The organism is Cupriavidus sp. 30B13 (assembly GCF_049059565.2).
GTDB lineage: Bacteria > Pseudomonadota > Gammaproteobacteria > Burkholderiales > Burkholderiaceae > Cupriavidus.
In genome coordinates this window covers 3842243-3864364 of the sequence record NZ_CP188223.1, presented here as the reverse complement: position 1 = coordinate 3864364, position 22122 = coordinate 3842243, and the positions used below count along the sequence as shown (strand labels likewise).

Below are 22122 nucleotides of genomic sequence, written 5' to 3'. Positions count from 1 at the left end.
CGCCACGGCTGCGCACGCGAACCAACGCCAATACTCATCATGCTGCCTACACCGCAACAAGTCAGGGACTACATCGCCCAGGGGCTGTCCTGCGAACACCTCGAAGTGGAGGGCGACGGCCAGCACTTCTTCGCCACCATCGTCAGCGCCCAGTTCGACGGCAAGCGCCTGATCCAGCGGCACCAGCAGGTCTACGCCGCGCTGGGCGACCGCATGCGCGCCGAGATCCACGCGCTGTCTATGAAGACCCTGACGCCCGCCGAATGGCAGGCGCAGGGCGCGCAGGCCAAGTAGGAAACGCACCGCTCGGAACATCAAGCTGGCCGCCCGACAGGCCGGACGTAACAAACAGGGCCGCCGCGCGGCCCGCGGGTACCAGATACCGCGCGCAGGCGCCCCGAGGCGCCGCGCGCGGAATGTGACGAACGATGCCGGGCGCGCGCCATGCGCACCGGCCGGAAAAGACTGAAGATGGACAAACTCGAGATCCAGGGCAATGGCCCGCTGCGCGGCGAGATCCGCGTCTCGGGCGCCAAGAATGCCGCGCTGCCGATCCTGTGCGCGGGCTTGCTGGCGGCCGATACCGTATCGCTCGGCAACGTGCCCGACCTGCAGGACGTCAGCACCACGCTCAAGCTGCTGCGCCAGATGGGCATGAAGGCCACGCAGGACGGCGCGCGCGTCACGCTCGACGGCACCGACGTCAACCTGCCCGAGGCGCCGTACGAGCTGGTCAAGACCATGCGCGCCTCGATCCTGGTGCTGGGCCCGCTGGTGGCGCGCTTCGGCGAGGCGCGCGTGTCGCTGCCCGGCGGCTGCGCCATCGGCGCGCGCCCGGTCGACCAGCACATCAAGGGCCTGCAGGCCATGGGCGCCGAGATCACCATCGAGCACGGCTTCATCCATGCCCGCGCCAGGCGCCTCAAGGGCGCGCGCGTGGTGACCGACATGATCACCGTGACCGGCACCGAGAACCTGCTGATGGCCGCCACGCTGGCCGAAGGCGAGACCGTGCTGGAGAACGCCGCGCGCGAGCCGGAAGTGACCGACCTGGCCCACCTGCTGGTCAAGATGGGCGCCCGCATCGACGGCATCGGCACCGACCGCCTGGTGGTGCAGGGCGTGGAGCGCCTGCACGGCGCCAGCCACACCGTGATCGGCGACCGCATCGAGGCCGGCACCTTCCTGTGCGCGGCCGCGGCCACGCTGGGCGACGTGGTGCTGCGCGGCATCGCGCCGGGCCTGCTGGACGCGGTGCTCGACAAGCTGCGCGAGACCGGCGCCGCCATCGAGACCGGCGCGGACTGGATCCGCCTGCACATGGCCGGCCGGCCGCACGCGGTCAGCTTCCGCACCTCGGAATACCCCGCTTTCCCCACCGACATGCAGGCGCAGTTCATGGCGCTCAACAGCATCGCAGGCGGCGTGGCGCGCATCACCGAGACCATTTTCGAGAACCGCTTCATGCACGTGCAGGAACTCGGCCGGCTCGGCGCGGACATCGCGGTCGAAGGCAATACCGCGGTCGTGACCGGCGTGCCCCGGCTGTCCGGCGCCAGGGTGATGGCCACCGACCTGCGCGCCTCGGCCAGCCTGGTGATCGCCGGCCTGGTGGCCGAGGGCGAGACCGTGATCGACCGCATCTATCACCTCGACCGCGGCTACGACCGCATGGAAGACAAGCTGTCGGCGGTGGGCGCGAAGATCCGCCGCATCGCCTGAGCGCACGCACGCCCCCAGGCGCACGACAAGACAGAACAAGGACGCAGATGAGCCCCTCCCCGAACCAGCTGACGCTGGCCCTTTCCAAGGGCCGGATCTTCACCGAAACCATGCCGCTGCTCGAGGCCGCCGGCATCCACGTGACCGAGGATCCCGAGACCTCCCGCAAGCTGATCCTGCCCACCTCGGACCCGGACGTGCGCGTCATCATCGTGCGCGCCTCGGACGTGCCGACCTACGTGCAGTACGGCGCGGCGGATTTCGGCGTGGCGGGCAAGGACGTGCTGATGGAGCACGGCATGGCCGGGCTCTACGCGCCGATCGACCTCAACATTGCCAAGTGCCGCATGTCGGTGGCGACCTCGGCCGGCTTCGACTACGCCAGCGCCGTGCGCCAGGGCGCGCGGCTGGCGGTGGCCACCAAGTATGTGCAGACCGCGCGCGAGCACTTCGCCAAGAAGGGCGTGCACGTGGACCTGATCAAGCTGTATGGCTCGATGGAACTCGGGCCGCTGGTGGGGCTGGCCGACGCCATCGTCGACCTGGTCAGCACCGGCGGGACCTTGCGCGCCAACAACCTGGTCGAAGTGGAAGAGATCGTGCAGATCTCGTCGCGGCTGGTGGTCAACCAGGCTGCCCTCAAGCTCAAGCGCGAACGGCTGGCGCCGATTCTCGCGGCGTTCGAACGGGCTTCGGCCGCGCTGGCCTGAGGCCGTGCGTGCCGCACGGGTGCGGCGCGGCGGCTGCGAGGGGAAGGCAGTGATGGAGAGGCCGTGATGGAGAGGCTGTGATGGAGAGGGACAAGGGCATGGACCCGGAGAATGGAGTCATGAACGAAAACGCTATGGAAAATCTCGTAATCCGCCGGCTGGATTCGACCGAGCCGGATTTCGCCGCCGCGCTGCGCCAGGTACTGGCCTTCGAGGCCGGCGAGGATGAGGCCATCGACCGCGCCGCGGCGCAGATCCTGGCCGACGTGAAAACCCGCGGCGACGCCGCGGTGCTGGAATACACCGAGCGCTTCGACCGCGTGAAGGCCGGCTCGATGGCCGCGCTGGAACTGTCGCAGGCCGAGCTCGAAGCCGCGCTGGAGGAGCTCGAACCCAAGCGCCGCGCGGCGCTGGAGGCGGCCGCGGCGCGCGTGCGCGCCTACCACGAGAAGCAGAAGATCGAATGCGGCAGCCATAGCTGGGAGTACACCGAGTCCGACGGCACCGTGCTGGGCCAGAAGGTGACCCCGCTGGACCGCGTCGGCATCTATGTGCCGGGCGGCAAGGCGGCCTATCCCTCGTCGGTGCTGATGAACGCGATTCCCGCGCGCGTGGCCGGCGTCAAGGAAGTCATCATGGTCGTGCCCACGCCGGGCGGCGTGCGCAACGAGCTGGTGCTGGCCGCGGCGCAGATCGCCGGCGTGGACCGGGTGTTTACCATCGGCGGCGCGCAGGCGGTGGGGGCGCTGGCCTACGGCACCGCCACGCTGCCGCAGGTGGACAAGATCGTCGGCCCCGGCAACGCCTACGTGGCGGCGGCCAAGCGCCGCGTGTTCGGCACGGTGGGCATCGACATGATCGCCGGCCCGTCCGAGATCCTGGTCATCTGCGACGGCACCACCGACCCCGACTGGGTGGCGATGGACCTGTTCTCGCAGGCCGAGCACGACGAGCTGGCGCAGTCCATCCTGCTGTGCCCGGACTCCAATTACCTGGCCGAAGTGGAGCAGAGCATACATCGCCAGATCAAGGGCATGCCGCGCCGCGAGGTCATCCGCGCCTCGCTGTCCGGCCGCGGCGCGCTGGTGCGCGTGCGCGACATGGAGGAGGCCTGCGAGATCGCCAACGCGATCGCGCCCGAGCACCTGGAGATTTCCGCCGAGAACCCGCGCCACTGGGCCGAGCGCATCCGCCACGCCGGCGCCATCTTCCTGGGCCGCTACACCAGCGAATCGCTGGGCGACTACTGCGCCGGCCCCAACCACGTGCTGCCCACCTCGCGCACGGCGCGCTTCTCGTCGCCGCTGGGCGTGTACGACTTCCAGAAGCGCTCGAGCCTGATCGAGGTGAGCGAGCAGGGCGCGCAGATGCTCGGCCAGATCGCCGCCGAGCTGGCCTACGGCGAAGGCCTGCAGGCCCACGCGCGCAGCGCGGAGTACCGCCTGCGGCGTAACTGAGCGCCGCGGCAATCAGGCTGCCGCCGGCCCGCCGGCGGCAGCCAACGGTTTCACCACCACCCAGACCATGCAAGAGGTAAATCCAATGTCAGCAGTACAGCCTTCCCTGATCGAACGCATCATCCGTGACGACGTACGCGCCATGGGCGCCTACCATGTGGCGGACTCGCACGGTCTGGTGAAGCTGGACGCGATGGAGAACCCCTACCGCCTGCCCGACGCGCTGCGCGGCCAGCTCGCCGCGCGCCTGGCCGAGGTGGCGCTCAACCGTTACCCGGTGCCCAGCAGCGAAGCGCTGCGCGCGCGCCTGAAGGCGGCGATGCAGGTGCCCGCGGGCATGGACGTGCTGCTGGGCAACGGCTCCGACGAGCTCATCAGCATCCTGGCGCTGGCCGTGGCCAGGCCCGGCGCCAAGGTGCTGGCGCCGGTGCCGGGCTTCGTCATGTACGCCATCTCGGCGCAGTTCGCCGGCGTGGAGTTCGTCGGCGTGCCGCTCAAGGCGGATTTCACGCTGGACCGCGCCGCCATGCTGGCGGCCATGGCCGAGCACCAGCCCGCCGTGGTCTACCTGGCCTACCCGAACAATCCCACCGGCAACGCGTTCGATGCCGCCGACATGGAAGCCATCGTGCGCGCGGCGCAGGGCGAGGTCAGCCACAGCCTGGTGGTGGTGGACGAGGCCTACCAGCCGTTCGCGCAGGACACCTGGATGCCGCGCCTGGCCGAGTTCGGCAACCTGCTGGTGATGCGCACGGTGTCCAAGCTGGGGCTGGCCGGCATCCGCCTGGGCTACCTGGCCGGCGCGCCCGAGTGGCTGTCGCAGTTCGACAAGGTGCGCCCGCCGTACAACGTCAACGTGCTGACCGAGGCCACCGCGCTGTTCGTGCTGGAACACGTGGACGTGCTCGACCAGCAGGCCGCGCTGCTGCGCGCCGAGCGCGCCGCCGTGGCTGCGGCGCTGGCGGCCATGCCCGGGGTGACGGTGTTCCCCAGCGACGCCAATTTCCTGCTGGTGCGCGTGCCCGATGCCGCGCGCGTGTTCGACGGCGTGCTCGCGCGCAAGGTTTTGATCAAGAACGTGAGTAAAATGCACCCGTTGCTGGCCAATTGTCTGCGCGTTACGGTCAGCACCCCCGAAGAGAACGCGCAATTTCTCGCCGCCTTTGCCGCGGCGTTGCAGGATTAACACCATGCGTGTTGCAGAGGTCACCCGCAATACATCGGAGACGCAGATCCGCGTTTCCCTGAATCTCGACGGCACCGGCCGCCAGAAGCTGGCGTCGGGCGTGCCGTTCCTCGACCACATGCTGGACCAGATCGCCCGCCATGGCATGTTCGACCTCGAGGTCGAAGCCAGCGGCGACACGCATATCGACGACCACCACACGGTGGAAGACATCGGCATCGCGCTCGGCCAGGCGGTGGCCAAGGCCATCGGCGACAAGAAGGGCATCACCCGCTACGGCCACAGCTACGTGCCGCTCGACGAATGCCTGTCGCGCGTGGTGATCGACTTCTCCGGCCGTCCCGGGCTGGAATTCCACGTGCCGTTCACGCGCGCGCGCGTCGGCAGCTTCGACGTGGACCTCACCATCGAGTTCTTCCGCGGCTTCGTCAACCATGCCGCGGTCACGCTGCATGTCGACAACCTGCGCGGCATCAATGCCCACCACCAGTGCGAGACCGTGTTCAAGGCCTTCGGCCGCGCGCTGCGCATGGCGGTGGAGATGGACCCGCGCGCGGGCAACACGATCCCCTCGACCAAGGGCACCCTGGTAGGCTGACGCCGGCCGGCGCGCGGACAAGCCGCGCGCCGCCGGCCACGCGCCTGCGACAACCTCCGATCAACGCGGTACCGAAGCAGACCGTGACGCGGGACCCGCACCAAGCCGTGTCACGGCGCGTGCGCGGCCCGCGCCAGACCAACCGTCCAGGCCCGACCCGATGGATACGCTCAAGTCGTTCATCTCGCTGCTGGCGCTGATCAACCCGATCGGGGCGATCCCGTTCTTCATCAGCCTGACCACCCAGCAGACGGAAGCGGAAAAGCTGCGTACCATCCGGATCGCGTCGGTCTCGGTGGCGATCGTGGTCGGCATTTCGGCCTTGCTCGGCCAGCAGATCATCGAGTTCTTCAATATCTCGGTGGCCTCGCTGCAGGTGGGCGGGGGCCTCATCATGATCATGATGGCGATGAACATGCTGAACGCCCAGACCGGCCGCACCAAGGCCACGCCGGAAGAAGAAGACGAGGCCGAGGCCAAGGCCAGCATCGCGGTGGTGCCGCTGGCGCTGCCGCTGCTGACCGGGCCCGGCTCGATCAGCACGGTGATCGTCTACGCCGGCAAGACGCAGCACTGGTACCAGCTGCTGATCCTGGTCGGGATCGGGGTGGTGCTCGGCGCAGTGGTATATATGACGTTCCGCGCCGCTGACCCGATCGCCCGCGTGATCGGGCGCACCGGCATCAATATCGGCACGCGGCTGATGGGGCTGATCCTGTCGGCGCTGGCCGTAGAATTCATTGTGGACGGGCTGAAGACATTGTTGCCTGTTTTGAAATCATGACTACCATAGCAATTGTGGATTACGGCATGGGCAACCTGCGCTCCGTGGCGCAGGCACTGCGTGCCGCGGCGCCGGAGGCGGATGTGCAGGTGGTGGACCGCCCCGAGGCGATCCGCGCGGCCGAGCGTGTGGTGCTGCCGGGCCAGGGCGCCATGCCGGACTGCATGGCGGCGCTCGGCGCCTCGGGTTTGCAGGAGGCCGTGATCGAGGCCGCCGCCAGCAAGCCGCTGCTCGGCGTGTGCGTTGGCGAACAGATGCTGTTCGACCTGAGCAAGGAAAGTAGGACTGCGGGCGGTAGCACCCCGTGCCTGGGCCTGCTGCCCGGCGAGGTCATCCGCTTCGAGCTCGACGGGCTGACCCAGCCGGACGGCTCGCGCTACAAGGTGCCGCAGATGGGCTGGAACCGCGTGAGGCAGGTCCGGGCCCATCCGCTGTGGGCAGGCATTCCCGACGACAGCTGGTTCTATTTCGTGCACAGCTACTTCGTGCATGCGCAGGATCCGGCGCATATTGCCGGCGAGACCGACTATGGCGTCGTATTTACGAGCGCGGTGGCGCGCGATAATATTTTTGCCACGCAGTTCCACCCGGAGAAGAGCGCCGCCATGGGCTTGCAGATTTACCGGAACTTCGTGCACTGGCATCCCTGATCCTGACGTAGTGGCTTTACCGGGACCGGGCCGAACGGCCATGCTGGCCTAGGCTCATCTTTCTTCTCTTTCTCAATCAAACACGCTCTTCACGCTTATGTTGCTCATTCCGGCCATCGACCTGAAGGACGGTCAATGTGTACGCCTCAAGCAAGGCGACATGGACCAGGCCACCGTCTTTTCCGAAGATCCCGCCGCCATGGCACGTCACTGGGTGGAACAGGGCGCACGGCGCCTGCACCTGGTCGACCTCAATGGGGCGTTCGTGGGCAAGCCCCGCAATGAAGCCGCCATCAAGGCCATCATCGCCGAGGTCGGCGACGAGATTCCGATCCAGCTCGGCGGCGGCATCCGCGACCTGAACACCATCGAGCGCTGGCTCGACGGCGGACTGTCCTACGTCATCATCGGCACGGCCGCGGTCAAGAACCCCGGCTTCCTCAAGGACGCCTGCACGGCGTTCGGCGGCCATATCATCGTCGGCCTCGATGCCCGCGAAGGCAAGGTCGCCACGGACGGCTGGAGCAAGCTGACCGGGCACGAGGTCGCCGACCTCGCGCGCAAGTACGAAGACTACGGCGTGGAAGCCATCATCTATACCGACATCGGCCGCGACGGCATGCTGCAAGGCATCAACATCGACGCCACCGTCAAGCTGGCCCAGTCCGCCACCATCCCCGTGATCGCCAGCGGCGGGCTGTCGGACCTGGCCGATATCGAACGCCTGTGCAAAGTACAGAAGGATGGCGTCGAAGGCGTCATCTGTGGCCGCGCGATCTACTCCGGCGACCTGAACTTCGCCGAGGCCCAGACGCTTGCCGACAAGCTCGGCGCCGAGCAGTAAGACCACGCGCGTCCCCGCGCGACACAGTTGCAGCCGCCGGCGCCCGCGAGGGCCAAGCGCCGGCGGCGGGCAAGGAACCTCATGCTAGCCAAACGTATCATCCCCTGCCTCGACGTGACCAACGGGCGGGTGGTCAAGGGTGTCAACTTCGTCGAATTGCGCGACGCGGGCGACCCGGTCGAGATCGCCCGCCGCTACGACGAGCAGGGCGCCGATGAAATCACTTTTCTGGACATCACCGCGACCAGCGACGGCCGCGACCTGATCCTGCACATCATCGAGGCGGTGGCCTCGCAGGTGTTCATCCCGCTGACGGTGGGCGGCGGCGTGCGCGCCGTGGAAGACGTGCGGCGCCTGCTCAATGCCGGCGCGGACAAGATCAGCGTCAATTCCTCGGCCATCGCCAACCCGCAGCTGGTGTCGGATGCCACCGCGCGCTACGGCTCGCAGTGCATCGTGGTGGCGATCGACGCCAAGCGCAGCTCCGCCCCCGGCGAGCCGGCGCGCTGGGAAGTCTTCACCCACGGCGGGCGCAAGGCCACCGGGCTCGACGCGGTCGAATGGGCGCGCGAGATGGCCGCGCGCGGCGCCGGCGAGCTGCTGCTCACCAGCATGGACCGCGACGGCACCAAGAGCGGCTTCGACCTCGAACTCACGCGCGCGGTCAGCGACGCGGTATCGGTGCCGGTGATCGCCTCGGGCGGCGTGGGCGGGCTGCAGGACCTGGCCGACGGCATCAAGCTGGGCCGCGCCGACGCGGTGCTGGCCGCCAGCATCTTCCACTACGGCGAGCACACCGTGGGCGAGGCGAAGGCATTCATGGCCCGCGAGGGCATCCCGGTGCGGATCTGAACTCTGGAACACGGCGAACCGACATGGCAAAGAAGTGGCTCAACAAGGTGAAGTGGGACGACAACGGCCTGGTGCCGGTGATCGTCCAGGAAGTCGGCTCGAACGACGTACTCATGTTTGCGTTCATGAACCGCGAGGCGCTCCAGCGCACCGCGGAGATCGGCGAGGCCGTGTTCTGGTCGCGCTCGCGCAAGCGCCTGTGGCACAAGGGCGAGGAATCCGGCCACGTGCAGAAGGTGCATGAGATGCGCCTGGACTGCGACGAGGACGTGGTGCTGCTCAAGGTCACGCAGAACGACGGCATCGCCTGCCATACCGGCCGGCACTCGTGCTTCTTCCAGAAGTTCGAGGGCGATGCCGAGAACGGCGACTGGCAGACCGTCGAGCCGGTGCTCAAGGACCCGTCCACCATCTACGCGCCCAAGCCATGAGCGACAACCAGACAAGCAGCACCGACGTGCTGGCCCGCCTGGCCGCGGTGCTGGAATCGCGCAAGCCCGAGAACGGCGGCGATCCCGACAAGTCCTACGTGGCGCGCCTGTTCCACAAGGGCGACGACGCCATCCTGAAGAAGATCGGCGAGGAAGCCACCGAGACCGTGATGGCCGCCAAGGATGCGCGCGCCGCCGGGCTGGGCCAGGAAGCCGTCGGCAAGGTGGTCTACGAAGTGGCCGATCTCTGGTTCCACAGCATGGTGCTGCTGGCCCGCTTCGGCCTGGAGCCGGCCGACGTGGTCAACGAGCTGGCCCGCCGCGAGGGCCTGTCCGGCCTCGAGGAAAAGGCGCGCCGCGCGCCGGGCGCCTGAAGGTTTGCCGCGGGCGCCGGCGATGCGGCGCCCGCGGCAGGCCACAGCCAAGAGGAGCATGACGAGATGGCAGAGGTGATCACGGCGGACGGCGACCGGCTCGCCAGCCTGCGCAAGCTCACGCATATCCTGTATGCGCTATACGCCATTTTCTGGCTGACCGGTGGCGTGACCGCGCTGATTGCCATCATCGTCGGCTACGTGAAGCGCGACGACACGCGCGGCACGCTCTACGCCTCCCATTTCGCCTGGCAGATCCGCTCCTTCTGGTGGTCGGTGGGGTGGGCGGTCCTCGGCGGCGTGCTGTTTGCCACCGTGATCCTGATTCCGCTGGCCTTTGCCCTGTGGAGCATCTTGTCCCTGTGGATGCTGTATCGTATCGTCAAAGGCTGGCTCTACCTGAACGATGGCAAGCCGATGTACCCGGACCAGGCTTTCTGAGTCCCGGCTGCCGGGAGTGGTCAAGGCAGCGGAGCAGGTTCCGGAACGGGCCCGGCATGGGCCACGTGACGAAAATCCGGCTCAATTTGCAGCGCGCAATGAAATTTTCATGAATCCACAGCAAAATTGCATCTTCTGCCGGATCGTGGCGGGCGAGCTTGCGTCGAACAAGGTCTACGAAGACGACGATATGCTGGCTTTCCATGATATCCACCCGAAAGCCCCGGTACACTTCCTGCTCATTCCCAAGGCGCATGTCGATTCGCTGGCCGATTGCGGACCCGGCGATGGCGCTGTGCTTGCTAAAATGATGTTGAAGGTGCCTGAGCTGGCGCGTGCGGCAGGATGCGGGAACGGTTTCCGGACGGTGATCAATACCGGCCCGGATGGCGGACAGGAGGTCTATCACCTCCATCTGCATGTGCTCGGCGGCCCGCGCAACCAGTGGAAGGTGGCGCTGCCCTGAGCGCGGTGCCCGGCTGTCGAAAGCCGGCTGCGCGCCAGGCTTGCAGCCAACCCATGCAGGACCGCGGGCCGGATGGACCACGGTCAGACGCCGTGCCGGCAACCGTCGCCCGGCATGGCCTTCAGTGACGGAACAACGGGCCGGGGTGGCAAGGTGCCGCCCCTGGCCTCATCAGGAGCAGAAAATGGGTTCGTTTAGCATTTGGCACTGGCTCATCGTGCTGGTGATCGTCATGCTGGTCTTTGGCACCAAGAAGCTGCGCAATATCGGCCAGGACCTGGGCGGCGCCGTGAAGGGTTTCAAGGACGGCATGAAGGACCCCAACGGCGAAGACGCCACGGCGGCCGCGCCGGCCAAGGAGCTGCGCGACAGCACCACCATCGACGTCGAAGCCAAGGAAAAGTCGCGCCAGCAGTAAGCGCGACACGACCCTTGCCGGCTTTCCCGATGTTCCTTCTCCCGCCAGCCATGCCATGCCTGCCGGCCCTGTCGCGGCAGGTTCGCCTGCGTGAAGGCCCGCATGCCGCAGGGCCGGGCGGCGGATCCTTCCTCCCTAAGCTCGCATGATCGATCTCGGCATTTCCAAGCTTGCACTGATCGGCGCCGTGGCGCTGGTGGTGATCGGTCCCGAGCGGCTGCCGAAGGTGGCGCGCACGGTCGGCGCGCTGGTTGGCCGCGCGCAGCGCTATATCAATGACGTCAAGGCGGAGGTCAGCCGCGAGGTCGAGCTCGACGAACTGCGCAAGATGCGCACGGAGTTCGAGGACGCCGCGCGCGACGTGGAGCGCACCATCCACAAGGAGGTGCACGAGCACGCCCAGTCCCTCAACGAGGCGCTGTCCGGCACCGATGCCGGCGCCGCGCCGGCGGGGGCGGCCGCGGACAGCGGCCACGTGCCCTCCTGGGGCACGGCGCACAAGCTCCACAACGGCCGCAAGAGCTGGCGCGTCAAGCAGGGCGCGCAGCCACTGTGGTACAAGCGCCAGCACAATGTCCGCGTGTGGGCGCAATCCGGCGCCGCGCGCGTCAAGCGCCATCGTCCCGCCACCGGCCCCGCACGCTCTTTCTTCGATTGAGCATGACGGGGTTCGTCATCACGCCGGTACCCGGCCGGCTGTCGCTGTCGTGCGTTCCGACCCGCGCGCCGTGCCGCCGTGCCGTTTCCGATTCCGCCACCGATTTTTCCATGCCAGCCCGCCCGGCTGAGTGGTCCACGCCATGAGCGACTCCCGTTCCCAAGATCCCCAAGACCCGCAGGACGAAGGCCAGCAGGAAACCTTCATCTCTCACCTGGTGGAGCTGCGCTCGCGTATCGTCAAGGCTGCCTCGGGCGTGATCCTGGTGTTCGTCAGCCTGATCTACTGGGCGCCGAATATCTTCAACCTGTTCGCCCGGCCGCTGATGGAGAACCTGCCCAAGGGCGGCAAGATGATCGTCACCGACGTGACCGGCTCGTTCTTCGTGCCGATGAAGGTCACGCTGCTGGTGGCCTTCCTGATCGCGCTGCCCTGGGTGCTGTACCAGATCTGGCAGTTCGTCGCGCCCGGCCTGTACCAGCATGAGAAACGGCTGATTGTGCCGCTGGTCAGCAGCAGCTACGTGCTGTTCATCTGCGGCGTGGCCTTCGCCTACTTCCTGGTGTTCCCCACGGTGTTCCATTTCATGGCGCACTACAACGCGCCGCTCGGCGCCGAGATGTCGACGGACATCGACAAATACCTGAGCTTCGCCATGACCATGTTCCTGGCGTTCGGCATCACCTTCGAGGTGCCCGTGGTGGTGATCGTGCTGGTGCGTTTCGGCGTGGTCGAGCTGGACAAGCTCAAGCAGATCCGGCCCTACGTGATCGTCGGCGCCTTCGTGATCGCCGCGGTGGTGACGCCGCCGGACGTACTGTCGCAGCTCTTGCTGGCGGTGCCGCTGGTGGCGCTCTACGAACTGGGACTGATCATGGCCCGCTTCACCGCAAAGCCAGTCGTGGCGGACCCCGCAGGCAGCGAAGCCCAGCCGGACTGAGTGTGCCGCCGCGGTTCGGCGGCAGAGCTGCGACACGATACTTTTGCACCGGAGTGGCGAATATGCCTTTCCGTGCTGTTGCTACATCACAACAAAATCCCCCGCTATCCACGGTTTACGACGAAAAAGCCTTCTGGCGGCTGGGGGGGCTGACCCATAATACGCAGCAGACGTGAGGTAAATGCGTCGCCCAAGCACTTGGGCAAGCCAAGATTTCCCAATCAGTTGACAAGGAAAGTGTCGATATGAAGATGAAACTGTTTGCAGCCGCTGTCGCTGCCCTGGCCGCTGGTGGTGCGTATGCCCAATCGAGCGTGACCCTGTACGGCGTGGCCGACGCTGGTATTGAATACACCAACCACGCCACCGTGGGTAACACCGGCAACAACAACTCCTTCCGCCTGACTTCGGGTAACCAGTCCGGTTCGCGTTGGGGCCTGCGCGGCATCGAAGACCTGGGCGGCGGTCTGAAGGGCATCTTCGTCCTGGAAAGCGGCTTCAGCATCGATAGCGGCACGTCGGGCCAAGGCAGCCGCCTGTTCGGCCGTCAAGCTTTCGTCGGTCTGCAAAGCCAGTACGGCCAGCTGACCTTGGGTCGTCATCAGACTCCGTTCTATGACTTCGGCCTGATCTATGATCCGATGGCCATTTCGACCCGTTACAGCATCGGCGCACAAGACAACTACATCGGCGCTTCGCGTGCCGACAACAGCGTCAAGTACATCGGCACGTTCTCGGGCCTGACCGTGCAAGCTCTGTACTCGTTCCAACGTGACGGCCAGGAAGTCCCGGGCGTGTTCACGGCTGGCCGCGAGTACGCGTTCTCGGCTAGCTACGCTGCCGGTCCGTTCTCGGTTGGCGCTGCGTACGACGAGTCGAACGGCACCAACGGTACCACCGCTCCGACGACCAACAGCCAGATGATCCGTCGTGCTACCGTTGCCGGTACGTACGCCATCGGACCGGCAAAGGTCTACGCCGGTTACCGTTACGCTCACTCGTTCAACGGCGCAGCTCTGCCGGGCGCAATCGTTGCCAACACCGCTACGACTCTGACCAACAGCGTCTCGAACCTGTACTGGCTCGGCGTTGGTTACCAGCTGACCCCGGCGTTCTCGCTGACGGGCGCTGCGTACTACCAAGACTTCAAGAGCACCAGCGCAGATCCGTGGAACTTCGTTGCTACGGCTGACTACGCTCTGTCGAAGCGCACCGACCTGTACACCTCGCTGTCGTACGTCAAGAACAAGAGCGGTTCGGCTCTGGGCGTGAACGGCTTCAACAGCGCATCGCCGACCGATGGCGCCGTTGTGACCCCGGGTCAGAACCAGTTCGGCGCTACCGTTGGTATCCGCCACAAGTTCTAATTTAACGCGGGCGTAAGCTCGCTTTAGATTGGCTTGAGCGCAGAACGCCGGCATCCGCAAGGATGCCGGCGTTCTGTCGTTTTGGCGATCCGTAATTCGCGGGGGCTTGCCTGGCCAGGCTTGCTCGCCGGTCTGGCGTGGGATATGGCGGGGGCAATCAGAACCCGGCAACCGGCGACTGCACGGCGGCGACCGGTTCGCCGCTTCGTCCGTCTTGCCTGCCCGGCTCGCGAAAGCGCCAGCAAATGGGCAGGGGGAGCGGCAGATCGCCGCATGCTGGCATCGGCACAGGCGTGCCTGTGCACTGCCTTCTGCTGGCTGCCTGACCGTGCGAGCGCAGCACCGGGTACGCGCGGGGCATTGCGGCGAGTCCGCCATGTGCCGCGGCTGGGATATGCGGCACCGAATGGCGTGCGCATGGCCCAAACAAAAAACCCCGCCACAAGGGCGGGGTCGGGCAAAGCTCTCAATTCGGCGGGCGCCCGCACTTGGCGCCACGCCCGCGCTGATTTATTCCTCTTCGTCCAGCGGCAGCGCGCGGCGCGGCGGTGGCGGGCGCTTGCCGATCATCACCGTCAGCTCCGCCGGCTTGCCCCGGCGCACCACCTTCATCTTGGCTTCCGCGCCCGGCTTGAGCTGCGCAATGGCGTTGAGCAGGGCCGTGGTGTCGGAAATGGCCTGCCCGTCGACCGAAACCAGCACGTCGCCCGGCTTCACGCCGGCCTTGTCGGCGGGGCCGCCCTGGACCACGGCGGCGATCAGCGCACCTTCCTTGGCCTCCAGGCCGAACGATTCGGCAATTTCCGGCGTCATGTCCTGCGGCTCCACGCCGATCCAGCCGCGCGTCACGCTGCCGGTGGAGATGATGGACTCCATCACCTGCTTGGCCGTCGACACCGGAATGGCAAAACCGATGCCCAGCGAGCCGCCCGAGCGCGAATAGATGGCCGTGTTGATGCCCAGCAGGTTGCCCTGCGCATCGACCAGCGCGCCGCCCGAATTGCCCGGGTTGATGGCCGCGTCGGTCTGGATGAAGTTTTCGAAGGTGTTGATGCCCAGGTGGCTGCGGCCCAGCGCCGACACGATGCCCATGGTCACGGTCTGGCCCACGCCGAACGGGTTGCCGATCGCCAGCACCACATCGCCCACCTTGACGTTCTCGATGCGGCCCAAGGTGATCGCGGGGAGGTCCTTCAGCGTGATCTTGAGGACGGCCAGGTCGGTTTCCGGGTCCGAGCCCACCACCTTGGCGTTCGCCTTGCGCCCGTCGGTCAGCGCGACCTCGATCTCATCGGCCCCGTCCACCACGTGGTGGTTGGTTAGAATGTAACCTTCCGCGCTGACGATCACGCCCGAGCCCAGGCTGGACACGGGTTCCTGGCGTTCCGGCAGGCGGTCGCCGAAGAAGAAGCGGAACCACGGGTCTTCCGCCTGCGGGTTGTTGGGCGTGCGCTTGCTGCCGTTCTTGCTGGTGAAGATGTTCACCACCGCCGGCATGGCCTGCTGGGCCGCGTCGCTGTACGAGCCCTGTGCCGAAGAGCCCGCTATGTTGGGCACGACTTCCTTCAGCGCGACGATGGGCGATCCGGACTGCACGGCCACCCGGCCGCGCTGCAGCCATTCCGGTTTGAGCGTGGCCACGACGAACCACACTGCCAGCACAACGGTGACAGCCTGGGCAAAGAACAGCCAGAAACGGCGCAACATATTGGAGTTTGGGCAGAAAATGAAAACAAAAGATCTTGAATTGTACTTGAACGACCTGCTCCAGGTCCCTCGATACAAAGACTATTGCCCGAACGGATGGCAAGTGCAAGGTCGCGCGGAGGTCGAAATTATCGTCACCGGGGTGACGGCAAGCCTTGCATTGGTCGAAGCCGCCATCGAAGCCGGCGCCGATGCCATTTTGGTTCACCACGGATATTTCTGGAAAAACGAAGATGCGCGGGTAATTGGCCAAAAACACGCCCGCCTGAAACGCCTGCTTGGCGCGGATGTGAACCTGCTGGCTTATCACCTGCCACTCGATAATCACCCGGAATTCGGCAATAACGCCCAGCTCGGACTGCAATTAGGATTTACACCCACCGGCCGGTTTGGCGACGACCAGCTCGGCTGGACCGGCACCCTGCCGCAATCCATGCCGCTGGCCGCGCTGGCCGCGCACGTGGGCGGCGTGCTCGCGCGCGAGCCGCTCGCCATCGGCGACCCGGAGCAGCTCATCCGCACGGTGGGCTGGTGCACGGGCGGCGCCCAGGGTTACTTCGACGGCGCCGTGGCGGCCGGCGTGGACTGCTACCTGAGCGGCGAGATTTCCGAGCAGACCACCCACCTCGCGCGCGAGAGCGGCGTGGCCTACCTCGCGGCCGGCCACCACGCCACCGAGCGCTACGGCATCCGCTCGCTCGGCGAGCATCTCGCGCAACAGTTCGGTTTGCGCCACACCTTCATCGACATCCCGAATCCGGTCTGATCGCCCTGCAAGCCGCCACAGGCGCGGCTTATTGTCGCAGCGGGCGGCCGCCGCTCAGGCCTGGCGCGCCTTCAGGCTGTCGCGGATCTCGCGCAGCAGGACCACGTCTTCCGGCGTCGGCGCCGGTGCTTCCTCCGCCTTCGGCTCCTCGGCGCGCAGCTTGTTGATGGCGCGCACCATCATGAAAATGATGAAGGCCAGGATCAGGAAGTTGACCAGGATGGTCAGGAAATTGCCATAGGCAAACACCGGCACGCCGGCCTTCTTCAAGGCATCGAGCGTGCGCGGCACGCCCTCGGGCGGGTCCGACAACACCACGAACATATTGGAGAAATCGAGCTTGCCGATGATGCGCCCGACCACCGGCATGATCAGGTCGTTGACCACCGAATCGACAATCTTGCCGAACGCCGCGCCGATAATCACACCCACCGCGAGGTCGACTACATTGCCGCGCATTGCGAAGGTCTTGAACTCGGACATCATCCCCATGCTTTTTCTCCCACTGTTGCTTACGTTGAACGGTCGTTAGGACAAAAGCCTGCCGCATCACTGCCTGTAACGCAAGCCTGCAGGCCATATCGCTGTTTTCTGGCCGATTATCGCGCGAACGTGAGCAAATCTGCGCCTTTCAATGCCGCATGTGCCTAAGGTACAATTTTAGGTTGACGCAAAATCTAATTTGACATCCCCTGGGGTTTGGAATGAGTGACCAGCAAAACGTGAAGAACGTGGATAAGGGTCGCCGCAATTGGTTGATTGCGACGTCAGTCGCTGGCGGCATCGGAGGCGTGGCGGTCGCAGTGCCGTTCGTCAGCACGTTCGCGCCGTCGGAGAAAGCCAAGGCAGCCGGAGCACCAGTCGAGGCTGACATCAGCGCCTTGAAGCCGGGCGAGATGATGACGGTCGAGTGGCGTGGCAAGCCCGTCTGGATCCTGAAGCGCACCGAGGACATGCTCGCCTCGCTCAAGAAAACCGATTCCGAAGTCGCCGACCCCAACTCGGACGTGCCTTTCACCATGAAGACGCCCGAGTACTGCAAGAACGAAACGCGCTCGCGCGCCGACCACAAGGACCTGCTGGTCGTGGTCGGCATCTGCTCCCACCTCGGCTGCTCGCCCTCCGGCCCCTTCGCCGCCGGCTCCAACCCTCAGCTCGGTTCCGACCCGGGATTCCTCTGCCCCTGCCACGGTTCGACCTTCGACCTGGCGGGCCGCGTGTTCAAGAACAAGCCGGCCCCGCAAAACCTCGACGTACCCCCCTACCAGTTCCTGTCCGACACCAAGATCGTGATCGGCAAGGATGAAAAAGGAGACGCTTGACCATGGCGGCCGAAAAACAAGTCAAAACGACCGGCCTGCTCGGCTGGATCGACGCACGCTTCCCTGCGACCCAGCTCTGGGAAGACCACCTCTCCAAGTACTACGCGCCGAAGAACTTCAACTTCTGGTACTTCTTCGGTTCGCTGGCGCTGCTGGTGCTGGTCATCCAGATCGTCACCGGCATCTTCCTGGTGATGAACTACAAGCCCGACGGCACGCTCAACCCCGCCGGCATTCCCGTGGCCTACGCCAGCGTGGAATACATCATGCGCGAAGTCCCCTGGGGCTGGCTGGTGCGCTACATGCACTCCACCGGCGCCTCGGCCTTCTTCGTGGTGGTGTACCTGCACATGTTCCGCGGCCTGCTGTACGGCTCGTACCGCAAGCCGCGCGAGCTGGTCTGGATCTTCGGCTGCCTGATCTTCCTGTGCCTGATGGCCGAAGCCTTCATGGGCTACCTGCTGCCGTGGGGCCAGATGTCATACTGGGGCGCCCAGGTGATCGTGAACCTGTTCTCGGCGATTCCCGTGATCGGCCAGGACCTGTCGCTGTTCATTCGCGGTGACTATGTCGTCAGCGACGCCACCCTGAACCGTTTCTTCTCGTTCCACGTCATCGCCGTGCCGCTGGTGCTGCTGGGCCTGGTCGTCGCGCACATCATCGCGCTGCACGAAGTGGGCTCCAACAACCCGGACGGCGTCGAGATCAAGGCCAAGAAGGACGAGAACGGCATCCCGCTGGACGGCATCCCGTTCCACCCGTACTACTCGGTGCACGACCTGCTGGGCGTGGGCGGCTTCCTGATGATCTTCTCCGCGGTGATCTTCTTCTTCCCGGAAATGGGCGGCTACTTCCTCGAGTCCAACAACTTCATCCCGGCCGATCCGCTCAAGACCCCGCCGCACATCGCGCCGGTGTGGTACTTCACGCCGTTCTACTCGATGCTGCGCGCCACCACCTCGAACTTCCTGCCGATCCTGTGGGTGTTCTTCGCGGTGCTGCTCGGGCTGGTGGTCCTGCGCAGCAAGGACGTCCGCATCAAGATCGGCGCGCTCGCCATCGCCCTGATCCTGGCGGTGGGCTTCTACTTCATCGACGCCAAGTTCTGGGGCGTGCTGGTGATGGGCGGCTCGGTGGTGATCCTGTTCTTCCTGCCGTGGCTGGACCATTCGCCGGTGAAGTCGATCCGCTACCGCCCGGCCTTCCACAAGACCATCCTCATCGTCTTCGTGGTCGTGTTCGTCGTGCTCGGCTACCTGGGCGTGCAGCCCCCGTCGCCGGTGGGCGAAAAGGTGTCGCAGCTTGGCACCCTGCTGTACTTCGCCTTCTTCCTGACCATGCCGCTGTGGAGCCGCGTCGGCCAGTTCAAGCCCGTGCCGGAACGCGTGACGTTCCACCCGCACTGAGCCCGGACGAACCCCGACAAAAGCACAAGGACACACGATGAAAAAGCTGCTTTCGATTCTCGCGCTGGCCGGCGCCTGCTTTGCCGCCGCGCCCGCCATGGCCAGCGAAGGGGGCTACCCCCTCGAGCCGGCCCCCGTGCAGACCAGCGATCTTTCCTCGCTGCAGCGCGGCGCCAAGCTGTTCGTGAACTACTGCCTGAACTGCCACGGCGCGTCCATGATGCGCTACAACCGCCTCAAGGACATTGGCCTCACCGACGACCAGATCCGCCAGAACCTGCTGTTTACCGGCGACAAGGTCGGCGACATGATGACCATCGCCATGCAGCCCAAGGACGCCAAGGCCTTCTTCGGCGTCACCCCGCCTGATCTGTCGGTGATCGCCCGCGCGCGCGGCGACGACTGGCTCTACACCTACCTGCGCACCTTCTACCGCGACGACGACCGCGCCACCGGCTGGAACAACCTCGTCTTCCCCAACGTCGGCATGCCGCACGTGCTGTGGGAACTGCAGGGCCAGCGCGCCGCCAAGTTCGTCGAGGCCGAAGAGCACGGCGAGAAGGTGCACAAGTTCGCCGGCTTCGAGCAGCTCACCCCCGGCAAGATGAGCACGCTCGAGTACGACCAGGCCGTGAGCGACCTCGTCGGCTACCTGGACTGGATGGCCGAGCCAGCCCAGAACCAGCGCAAGCGCCTCGGCGTGTGGGTGCTGCTGTTCCTCGGCGTGTTCACCGTCCTCGCCTGGCGCCTGAACGCCTCCTTCTGGAAGGACATCAAGTAAGCGCGGCAAGCCCCCGCCGGGCGGAAGGCCGGAGCTGACGTTGTGAAAAGCGGCGTCGCTCCGGCCTTTCTTGCTTGATAAGCGCTGGCTACCGATGGCGGCCAGGTGCCCCGCGCATCGCCCCGGACCGCCAAAATCCAGCATAAATGTGCTTTAAGCGCATCTAATTTGCTTTCTGCATACCGCTTCTGCCAGAATACCGATCCAGTCAATCGACCCCGCATCAAAGGAATCCAACCATGATGGTGTTGTATTCGGGCACCACCTGCCCGTTCTCCCAACGTTGCCGCCTTGTCTTGTTCGAAAAGGGCATGGATTTCGAGATCCGTGACGTCGACCTGTTCAACAAGCCGGAAGACATCTCGGTGATGAACCCCTACGGCCAGGTGCCCATCCTGGTCGAGCGCGACCTGATCCTGTACGAATCGAACATCATCAACGAGTACATCGACGAGCGCTTTCCGCACCCGCAACTGATGCCGGCCGACCCGGTGCAGCGCGCCCGCGCCCGCCTGTTCCTGTTCAACTTCGAAAAAGAACTCTTCACGCACGTCTACGCCCTCGAAAACGAAAAGGGCAAGGCCGCCGAGAAGAACCACGAACGCGCCCGCGCCGCCATCCGCGACCGCCTGACCCAGCTCGCGCCGATCTTCGTCAAGAACAAGTACATGCTCGGCGAAGAGTTCTCCATGCTCGACGTCGCCATCGCCCCGCTGCTCTGGCGCCTGGACCACTACGGCATCGAACTCTCCAAGAACGCCGCGCCGCTGCTCAAGTACGCCGAACGCATTTTCAGCCGCCCGGCCTACATCGAAGCGCTCACCCCGTCGGAAAAGGTGATGCGCCGCTAAACCGGCCCTCCGGCCCGAAGCCCCCCGCTTCGGGCCACCCGGAGCGCGCCCCGCGCCACTGGAAGCACAATGCCTGAAACCTCCACCAAGCCCTACCTGATCCGCGCCATCTACGAATGGTGCACGGACAACGGCTTCACGCCATACATCGCCGTCTTCGTCGACGCCAACACCAGCGTGCCGCGCGAGTTCGTCAAGAACAACGAAATCGTGCTCAACGTCAGCTTCGACGCCACCAGCGGCCTGGACATGGGCAACGAGTGGATCGGCTTCAGCGCCCGCTTCGGCGGCGTCTCGCGCAAGATCGACGTGCCCGTGGAAAACGTGCTCGCCATCTACGCCCGCGAAAACGGCCAGGGCATGGCCTTCCCGGTGGAGCGCAGCGTGCCCGAAACCCAGGCCGCCACCGAACGCGAAAACAACCCGCCGCCCAAGCTCTCCTCCGTCGAAAGCGAAACCCCCCAGGCCACGGCCGACGCCACCACCGACAACGGCGACGACGAACCCACGCCGCCCTCGCCGGTCTCGCGCATCGGCGCCAAGAAGCCTTCCCTGAAGGTGGTGAAGTAAGTACCGCCCGCGCCGCACCCAGGCATCGTCATTTCGCGCCGCATGCAGTAGAATCGCGGTCTGCACCAAACATGCCGGCTTAGCTCATCAGGTAGAGCAGTTGATTTGTAATCATCAGGTGGCGGGTTCGAGTCCTGCAGCCGGCACCAGAATTTGAGAACGGCCCCCAGAAGGAAATGGGGGCCGTTTTCGTTTCGAGGCTCGCGCTTACTCTGGGCGCATGCAGTCGTCGGGCATGGAGTGCACATTGACGAATCGCCTCAGAACATTTCCTGGACGCTGTTCACCGCACGATCCAACTTCTCCTTGAGCGCGGCAAGCAGGCAGTGCAATCCATCGTCCTCGACGGAGGCATCGCCGCGCTGTTGAAGCATGGCCAGCATTGTGCCAAGGCCAGCGCTTACCCCAAGCAGCTCTGCACACCCGTCTACGGTTGTTTCACGAATGCGCTCGCTAACACCGTGAAGCTCGCCCGCCAAGCGCCTTGCATGCTTGCGGTTCATCCTCGTTCCATCGGCCGCCAAGTGAGCCAGCTCCGCAACCAGATCCTGATGTTTGCGTGCTGCCAGGAGACGCCCGTGAGTCGTGGCCTTATCCATGCTTCACCTCCAGATGGGAAAGCCCCGGCGCTACGACCCCAATGCGATGTAGTTGATGCGCGACCTGACCAGCATCGCGTCGAAGACCAATGGCAATAGCAAAAGCCATAACAACCTCCTTGGGTAGGTTGAAGGCCCGCCGCTCATTCTCACGTGAGGGGTGGCGGGCCCGACAGCGGGGGTGAGAACCGGTACCCAAGGATCCCGGCCAGCCCGAAGGCT

General features: G+C 65.5%; 27 protein-coding genes and 1 tRNA gene. 25 read left to right on the top strand and 3 right to left on the bottom strand.

What is annotated here, in order from left to right:
* Positions 1 to 39: 39 nt before the first annotated feature.
* From ACKI2N_RS17785 to ACKI2N_RS17700, 18 genes are all read left to right on the top strand, one after another.
* Positions 40 to 294: a BolA family protein gene (locus ACKI2N_RS17785; RefSeq protein WP_420994438.1), complete on the top strand. Its 255-nt coding sequence runs from the start codon at positions 40 to 42 to the stop codon at positions 292 to 294.
* Between the two features lie 177 nt (positions 295 to 471).
* Positions 472 to 1722, top strand: coding sequence for a UDP-N-acetylglucosamine 1-carboxyvinyltransferase (gene murA / locus ACKI2N_RS17780; protein WP_420994437.1), 1251 nt, complete (start codon positions 472 to 474; stop codon positions 1720 to 1722).
* A 47-nt stretch (positions 1723 to 1769) separates the two neighbouring features.
* Positions 1770 to 2432: an ATP phosphoribosyltransferase gene (gene hisG, locus ACKI2N_RS17775; protein ID WP_420994436.1), complete on the top strand. Its 663-nt coding sequence runs from the start codon at positions 1770 to 1772 to the stop codon at positions 2430 to 2432.
* A 119-nt stretch (positions 2433 to 2551) separates the two neighbouring features.
* Entirely contained in the window at positions 2552 to 3889 is a 1338-nt protein-coding gene (hisD, locus tag ACKI2N_RS17770) for a histidinol dehydrogenase (RefSeq protein WP_420994435.1), read from the top strand.
* A gap of 85 nt (positions 3890 to 3974) precedes the next feature.
* Positions 3975 to 5075: a histidinol-phosphate transaminase gene (gene hisC, locus ACKI2N_RS17765; RefSeq protein ID WP_420994434.1), complete on the top strand. Its 1101-nt coding sequence runs from the start codon at positions 3975 to 3977 to the stop codon at positions 5073 to 5075.
* A 4-nt stretch (positions 5076 to 5079) separates the two neighbouring features.
* Entirely contained in the window at positions 5080 to 5673 is a 594-nt protein-coding gene (hisB, locus tag ACKI2N_RS17760) for an imidazoleglycerol-phosphate dehydratase HisB (RefSeq protein ID WP_420994433.1), read from the top strand.
* Between the two features lie 160 nt (positions 5674 to 5833).
* Positions 5834 to 6457, top strand: coding sequence for a YchE family NAAT transporter (locus ACKI2N_RS17755; RefSeq protein WP_420994432.1), 624 nt, complete (start codon positions 5834 to 5836; stop codon positions 6455 to 6457).
* Entirely contained in the window at positions 6454 to 7107 is a 654-nt protein-coding gene (gene hisH / locus ACKI2N_RS17750; RefSeq protein ID WP_420994431.1) for an imidazole glycerol phosphate synthase subunit HisH, read from the top strand. Before ACKI2N_RS17755 ends, hisH begins: the two co-directional genes overlap by 4 nt.
* A gap of 97 nt (positions 7108 to 7204) precedes the next feature.
* Positions 7205 to 7951, top strand: a complete 747-nt coding sequence (gene hisA / locus ACKI2N_RS17745) for a 1-(5-phosphoribosyl)-5-[(5-phosphoribosylamino)methylideneamino]imidazole-4-carboxamide isomerase (RefSeq protein WP_420994430.1) — start codon at positions 7205 to 7207, stop codon at positions 7949 to 7951.
* 81 nt (positions 7952 to 8032) lie between these two features.
* Positions 8033 to 8803, top strand: a complete 771-nt coding sequence (gene hisF, locus ACKI2N_RS17740) for an imidazole glycerol phosphate synthase subunit HisF (protein ID WP_420994429.1) — start codon at positions 8033 to 8035, stop codon at positions 8801 to 8803.
* 23 nt (positions 8804 to 8826) lie between these two features.
* Positions 8827 to 9234, top strand: a complete 408-nt coding sequence (hisI, locus tag ACKI2N_RS17735; RefSeq protein ID WP_420994428.1) for a phosphoribosyl-AMP cyclohydrolase — start codon at positions 8827 to 8829, stop codon at positions 9232 to 9234.
* Positions 9231 to 9608, top strand: a complete 378-nt coding sequence (locus ACKI2N_RS17730) for a phosphoribosyl-ATP diphosphatase (RefSeq protein ID WP_420994427.1) — start codon at positions 9231 to 9233, stop codon at positions 9606 to 9608. Before hisI ends, ACKI2N_RS17730 begins: the two co-directional genes overlap by 4 nt.
* 66 nt (positions 9609 to 9674) lie before the next feature.
* The gene (locus tag ACKI2N_RS17725) at positions 9675 to 10049 is read left to right on the top strand and encodes a DUF4870 family protein (protein WP_420994426.1); all 375 of its coding nucleotides are present in this window, start codon (positions 9675 to 9677) and stop codon (positions 10047 to 10049) included.
* 109 nt (positions 10050 to 10158) lie between these two features.
* On the top strand, positions 10159 to 10515 hold the full coding sequence (locus tag ACKI2N_RS17720) for a histidine triad nucleotide-binding protein (protein WP_020202037.1): 357 nt from the start codon (positions 10159 to 10161) through the stop codon (positions 10513 to 10515).
* A 184-nt stretch (positions 10516 to 10699) separates the two neighbouring features.
* Positions 10700 to 10933 carry a Sec-independent protein translocase subunit TatA gene (gene tatA / locus ACKI2N_RS17715; protein WP_420994425.1) on the top strand — a complete coding sequence of 78 codons (234 nt, stop codon included), beginning with the start codon at positions 10700 to 10702 and terminating at the stop codon, positions 10931 to 10933.
* 145 nt (positions 10934 to 11078) lie between these two features.
* Positions 11079 to 11591: a Sec-independent protein translocase protein TatB gene (tatB, locus tag ACKI2N_RS17710; protein ID WP_420994424.1), complete on the top strand. Its 513-nt coding sequence runs from the start codon at positions 11079 to 11081 to the stop codon at positions 11589 to 11591.
* A gap of 142 nt (positions 11592 to 11733) precedes the next feature.
* The gene (gene tatC, locus ACKI2N_RS17705; RefSeq protein ID WP_420994423.1) at positions 11734 to 12531 is read left to right on the top strand and encodes a twin-arginine translocase subunit TatC; all 798 of its coding nucleotides are present in this window, start codon (positions 11734 to 11736) and stop codon (positions 12529 to 12531) included.
* Between the two features lie 245 nt (positions 12532 to 12776).
* Positions 12777 to 13898 (top strand): porin, encoded by a 1122-nt coding sequence (locus tag ACKI2N_RS17700; RefSeq protein ID WP_420994422.1) that lies wholly within the window; start codon positions 12777 to 12779, stop codon positions 13896 to 13898.
* Positions 13899 to 14408: 510 nt separating this feature from the next.
* Here ACKI2N_RS17700 and ACKI2N_RS17695 read toward each other — a convergent pair.
* A complete protein-coding gene (locus ACKI2N_RS17695; RefSeq protein ID WP_420994421.1) occupies positions 14409 to 15605 on the bottom strand; it encodes a Do family serine endopeptidase in 1197 nt (398 codons plus the stop codon).
* Positions 15606 to 15624: 19 nt separating this feature from the next.
* Here ACKI2N_RS17695 and ACKI2N_RS17690 point away from each other — a divergent pair, with 19 nt between their 5' ends.
* Positions 15625 to 16371: a Nif3-like dinuclear metal center hexameric protein gene (locus tag ACKI2N_RS17690; RefSeq protein ID WP_420994420.1), complete on the top strand. Its 747-nt coding sequence runs from the start codon at positions 15625 to 15627 to the stop codon at positions 16369 to 16371.
* Between the two features lie 54 nt (positions 16372 to 16425).
* Here ACKI2N_RS17690 and mscL read toward each other — a convergent pair whose 3' ends face one another.
* Positions 16426 to 16863: a large conductance mechanosensitive channel protein MscL gene (gene mscL / locus ACKI2N_RS17685; protein WP_420994419.1), complete on the bottom strand. Its 438-nt coding sequence runs from the start codon at positions 16861 to 16863 to the stop codon at positions 16426 to 16428.
* A 212-nt stretch (positions 16864 to 17075) separates the two neighbouring features.
* Here mscL and petA point away from each other — a divergent pair, with 212 nt between their 5' ends.
* The 6 genes from petA (at position 17076) to ACKI2N_RS17655 (ending at position 21450) form a co-directional block, all read left to right on the top strand.
* The gene (petA, locus tag ACKI2N_RS17680; RefSeq protein WP_420994418.1) at positions 17076 to 17693 is read left to right on the top strand and encodes a ubiquinol-cytochrome c reductase iron-sulfur subunit; all 618 of its coding nucleotides are present in this window, start codon (positions 17076 to 17078) and stop codon (positions 17691 to 17693) included.
* Positions 17694 to 17695: 2 nt separating this feature from the next.
* Positions 17696 to 19099 carry a cytochrome b gene (locus tag ACKI2N_RS17675; RefSeq protein WP_420994417.1) on the top strand — a complete coding sequence of 468 codons (1404 nt, stop codon included), beginning with the start codon at positions 17696 to 17698 and terminating at the stop codon, positions 19097 to 19099.
* 37 nt (positions 19100 to 19136) lie between these two features.
* On the top strand, positions 19137 to 19880 hold the full coding sequence (locus ACKI2N_RS17670) for a cytochrome c1 (protein ID WP_420994416.1): 744 nt from the start codon (positions 19137 to 19139) through the stop codon (positions 19878 to 19880).
* Between the two features lie 239 nt (positions 19881 to 20119).
* On the top strand, positions 20120 to 20731 hold the full coding sequence (locus ACKI2N_RS17665; RefSeq protein WP_035870642.1) for a glutathione S-transferase N-terminal domain-containing protein: 612 nt from the start codon (positions 20120 to 20122) through the stop codon (positions 20729 to 20731).
* 69 nt (positions 20732 to 20800) lie between these two features.
* Entirely contained in the window at positions 20801 to 21301 is a 501-nt protein-coding gene (locus ACKI2N_RS17660; protein ID WP_420994415.1) for a ClpXP protease specificity-enhancing factor, read from the top strand.
* A gap of 73 nt (positions 21302 to 21374) precedes the next feature.
* A tRNA-Thr gene (locus ACKI2N_RS17655) sits at positions 21375 to 21450 on the top strand.
* Between the two features lie 111 nt (positions 21451 to 21561).
* Here the strand turns inward: ACKI2N_RS17655 and ACKI2N_RS17650 are convergent.
* Complete coding sequence (locus ACKI2N_RS17650) at positions 21562 to 21900, bottom strand: DUF1484 family protein (protein WP_420994414.1); 339 nt, start codon at positions 21898 to 21900, stop codon at positions 21562 to 21564.
* Positions 21901 to 22122 lie beyond the last annotated feature (222 nt).

What these genes read in the sequence shown, in the direction of transcription:
- ACKI2N_RS17785 (WP_420994438.1), top strand. Translation starts at nt 40, where the DNA reads ATGCTGCCTACACCGCAACAAGTCAGGGACTACATCGCCCAGGGGCTG.
- murA (WP_420994437.1), top strand. Translation starts at nt 472, where the DNA reads ATGGACAAACTCGAGATCCAGGGCAATGGCCCGCTGCGCGGCGAGATC.
- hisG (WP_420994436.1), top strand. Translation starts at nt 1,770, where the DNA reads ATGAGCCCCTCCCCGAACCAGCTGACGCTGGCCCTTTCCAAGGGCCGG.
- hisD (WP_420994435.1), top strand. Translation starts at nt 2,552, where the DNA reads ATGAACGAAAACGCTATGGAAAATCTCGTAATCCGCCGGCTGGATTCG.
- hisC (WP_420994434.1), top strand. Translation starts at nt 3,975, where the DNA reads ATGTCAGCAGTACAGCCTTCCCTGATCGAACGCATCATCCGTGACGAC.
- hisB (WP_420994433.1), top strand. Translation starts at nt 5,080, where the DNA reads ATGCGTGTTGCAGAGGTCACCCGCAATACATCGGAGACGCAGATCCGC.
- ACKI2N_RS17755 (WP_420994432.1), top strand. Translation starts at nt 5,834, where the DNA reads ATGGATACGCTCAAGTCGTTCATCTCGCTGCTGGCGCTGATCAACCCG.
- hisH (WP_420994431.1), top strand. Translation starts at nt 6,454, where the DNA reads ATGACTACCATAGCAATTGTGGATTACGGCATGGGCAACCTGCGCTCC.
- hisA (WP_420994430.1), top strand. Translation starts at nt 7,205, where the DNA reads ATGTTGCTCATTCCGGCCATCGACCTGAAGGACGGTCAATGTGTACGC.
- hisF (WP_420994429.1), top strand. Translation starts at nt 8,033, where the DNA reads ATGCTAGCCAAACGTATCATCCCCTGCCTCGACGTGACCAACGGGCGG.
- hisI (WP_420994428.1), top strand. Translation starts at nt 8,827, where the DNA reads ATGGCAAAGAAGTGGCTCAACAAGGTGAAGTGGGACGACAACGGCCTG.
- ACKI2N_RS17730 (WP_420994427.1), top strand. Translation starts at nt 9,231, where the DNA reads ATGAGCGACAACCAGACAAGCAGCACCGACGTGCTGGCCCGCCTGGCC.
- ACKI2N_RS17725 (WP_420994426.1), top strand. Translation starts at nt 9,675, where the DNA reads ATGGCAGAGGTGATCACGGCGGACGGCGACCGGCTCGCCAGCCTGCGC.
- ACKI2N_RS17720 (WP_020202037.1), top strand. Translation starts at nt 10,159, where the DNA reads ATGAATCCACAGCAAAATTGCATCTTCTGCCGGATCGTGGCGGGCGAG.
- tatA (WP_420994425.1), top strand. Translation starts at nt 10,700, where the DNA reads ATGGGTTCGTTTAGCATTTGGCACTGGCTCATCGTGCTGGTGATCGTC.
- tatB (WP_420994424.1), top strand. Translation starts at nt 11,079, where the DNA reads ATGATCGATCTCGGCATTTCCAAGCTTGCACTGATCGGCGCCGTGGCG.
- tatC (WP_420994423.1), top strand. Translation starts at nt 11,734, where the DNA reads ATGAGCGACTCCCGTTCCCAAGATCCCCAAGACCCGCAGGACGAAGGC.
- ACKI2N_RS17700 (WP_420994422.1), top strand. Translation starts at nt 12,777, where the DNA reads ATGAAGATGAAACTGTTTGCAGCCGCTGTCGCTGCCCTGGCCGCTGGT.
- ACKI2N_RS17695 (WP_420994421.1), bottom strand. Translation starts at nt 15,605, where the DNA reads ATGTTGCGCCGTTTCTGGCTGTTCTTTGCCCAGGCTGTCACCGTTGTG.
- ACKI2N_RS17690 (WP_420994420.1), top strand. Translation starts at nt 15,625, where the DNA reads ATGAAAACAAAAGATCTTGAATTGTACTTGAACGACCTGCTCCAGGTC.
- mscL (WP_420994419.1), bottom strand. Translation starts at nt 16,863, where the DNA reads ATGGGGATGATGTCCGAGTTCAAGACCTTCGCAATGCGCGGCAATGTA.
- petA (WP_420994418.1), top strand. Translation starts at nt 17,076, where the DNA reads ATGAGTGACCAGCAAAACGTGAAGAACGTGGATAAGGGTCGCCGCAAT.
- ACKI2N_RS17675 (WP_420994417.1), top strand. Translation starts at nt 17,696, where the DNA reads ATGGCGGCCGAAAAACAAGTCAAAACGACCGGCCTGCTCGGCTGGATC.
- ACKI2N_RS17670 (WP_420994416.1), top strand. Translation starts at nt 19,137, where the DNA reads ATGAAAAAGCTGCTTTCGATTCTCGCGCTGGCCGGCGCCTGCTTTGCC.
- ACKI2N_RS17665 (WP_035870642.1), top strand. Translation starts at nt 20,120, where the DNA reads ATGATGGTGTTGTATTCGGGCACCACCTGCCCGTTCTCCCAACGTTGC.
- ACKI2N_RS17660 (WP_420994415.1), top strand. Translation starts at nt 20,801, where the DNA reads ATGCCTGAAACCTCCACCAAGCCCTACCTGATCCGCGCCATCTACGAA.
- ACKI2N_RS17650 (WP_420994414.1), bottom strand. Translation starts at nt 21,900, where the DNA reads ATGGATAAGGCCACGACTCACGGGCGTCTCCTGGCAGCACGCAAACAT.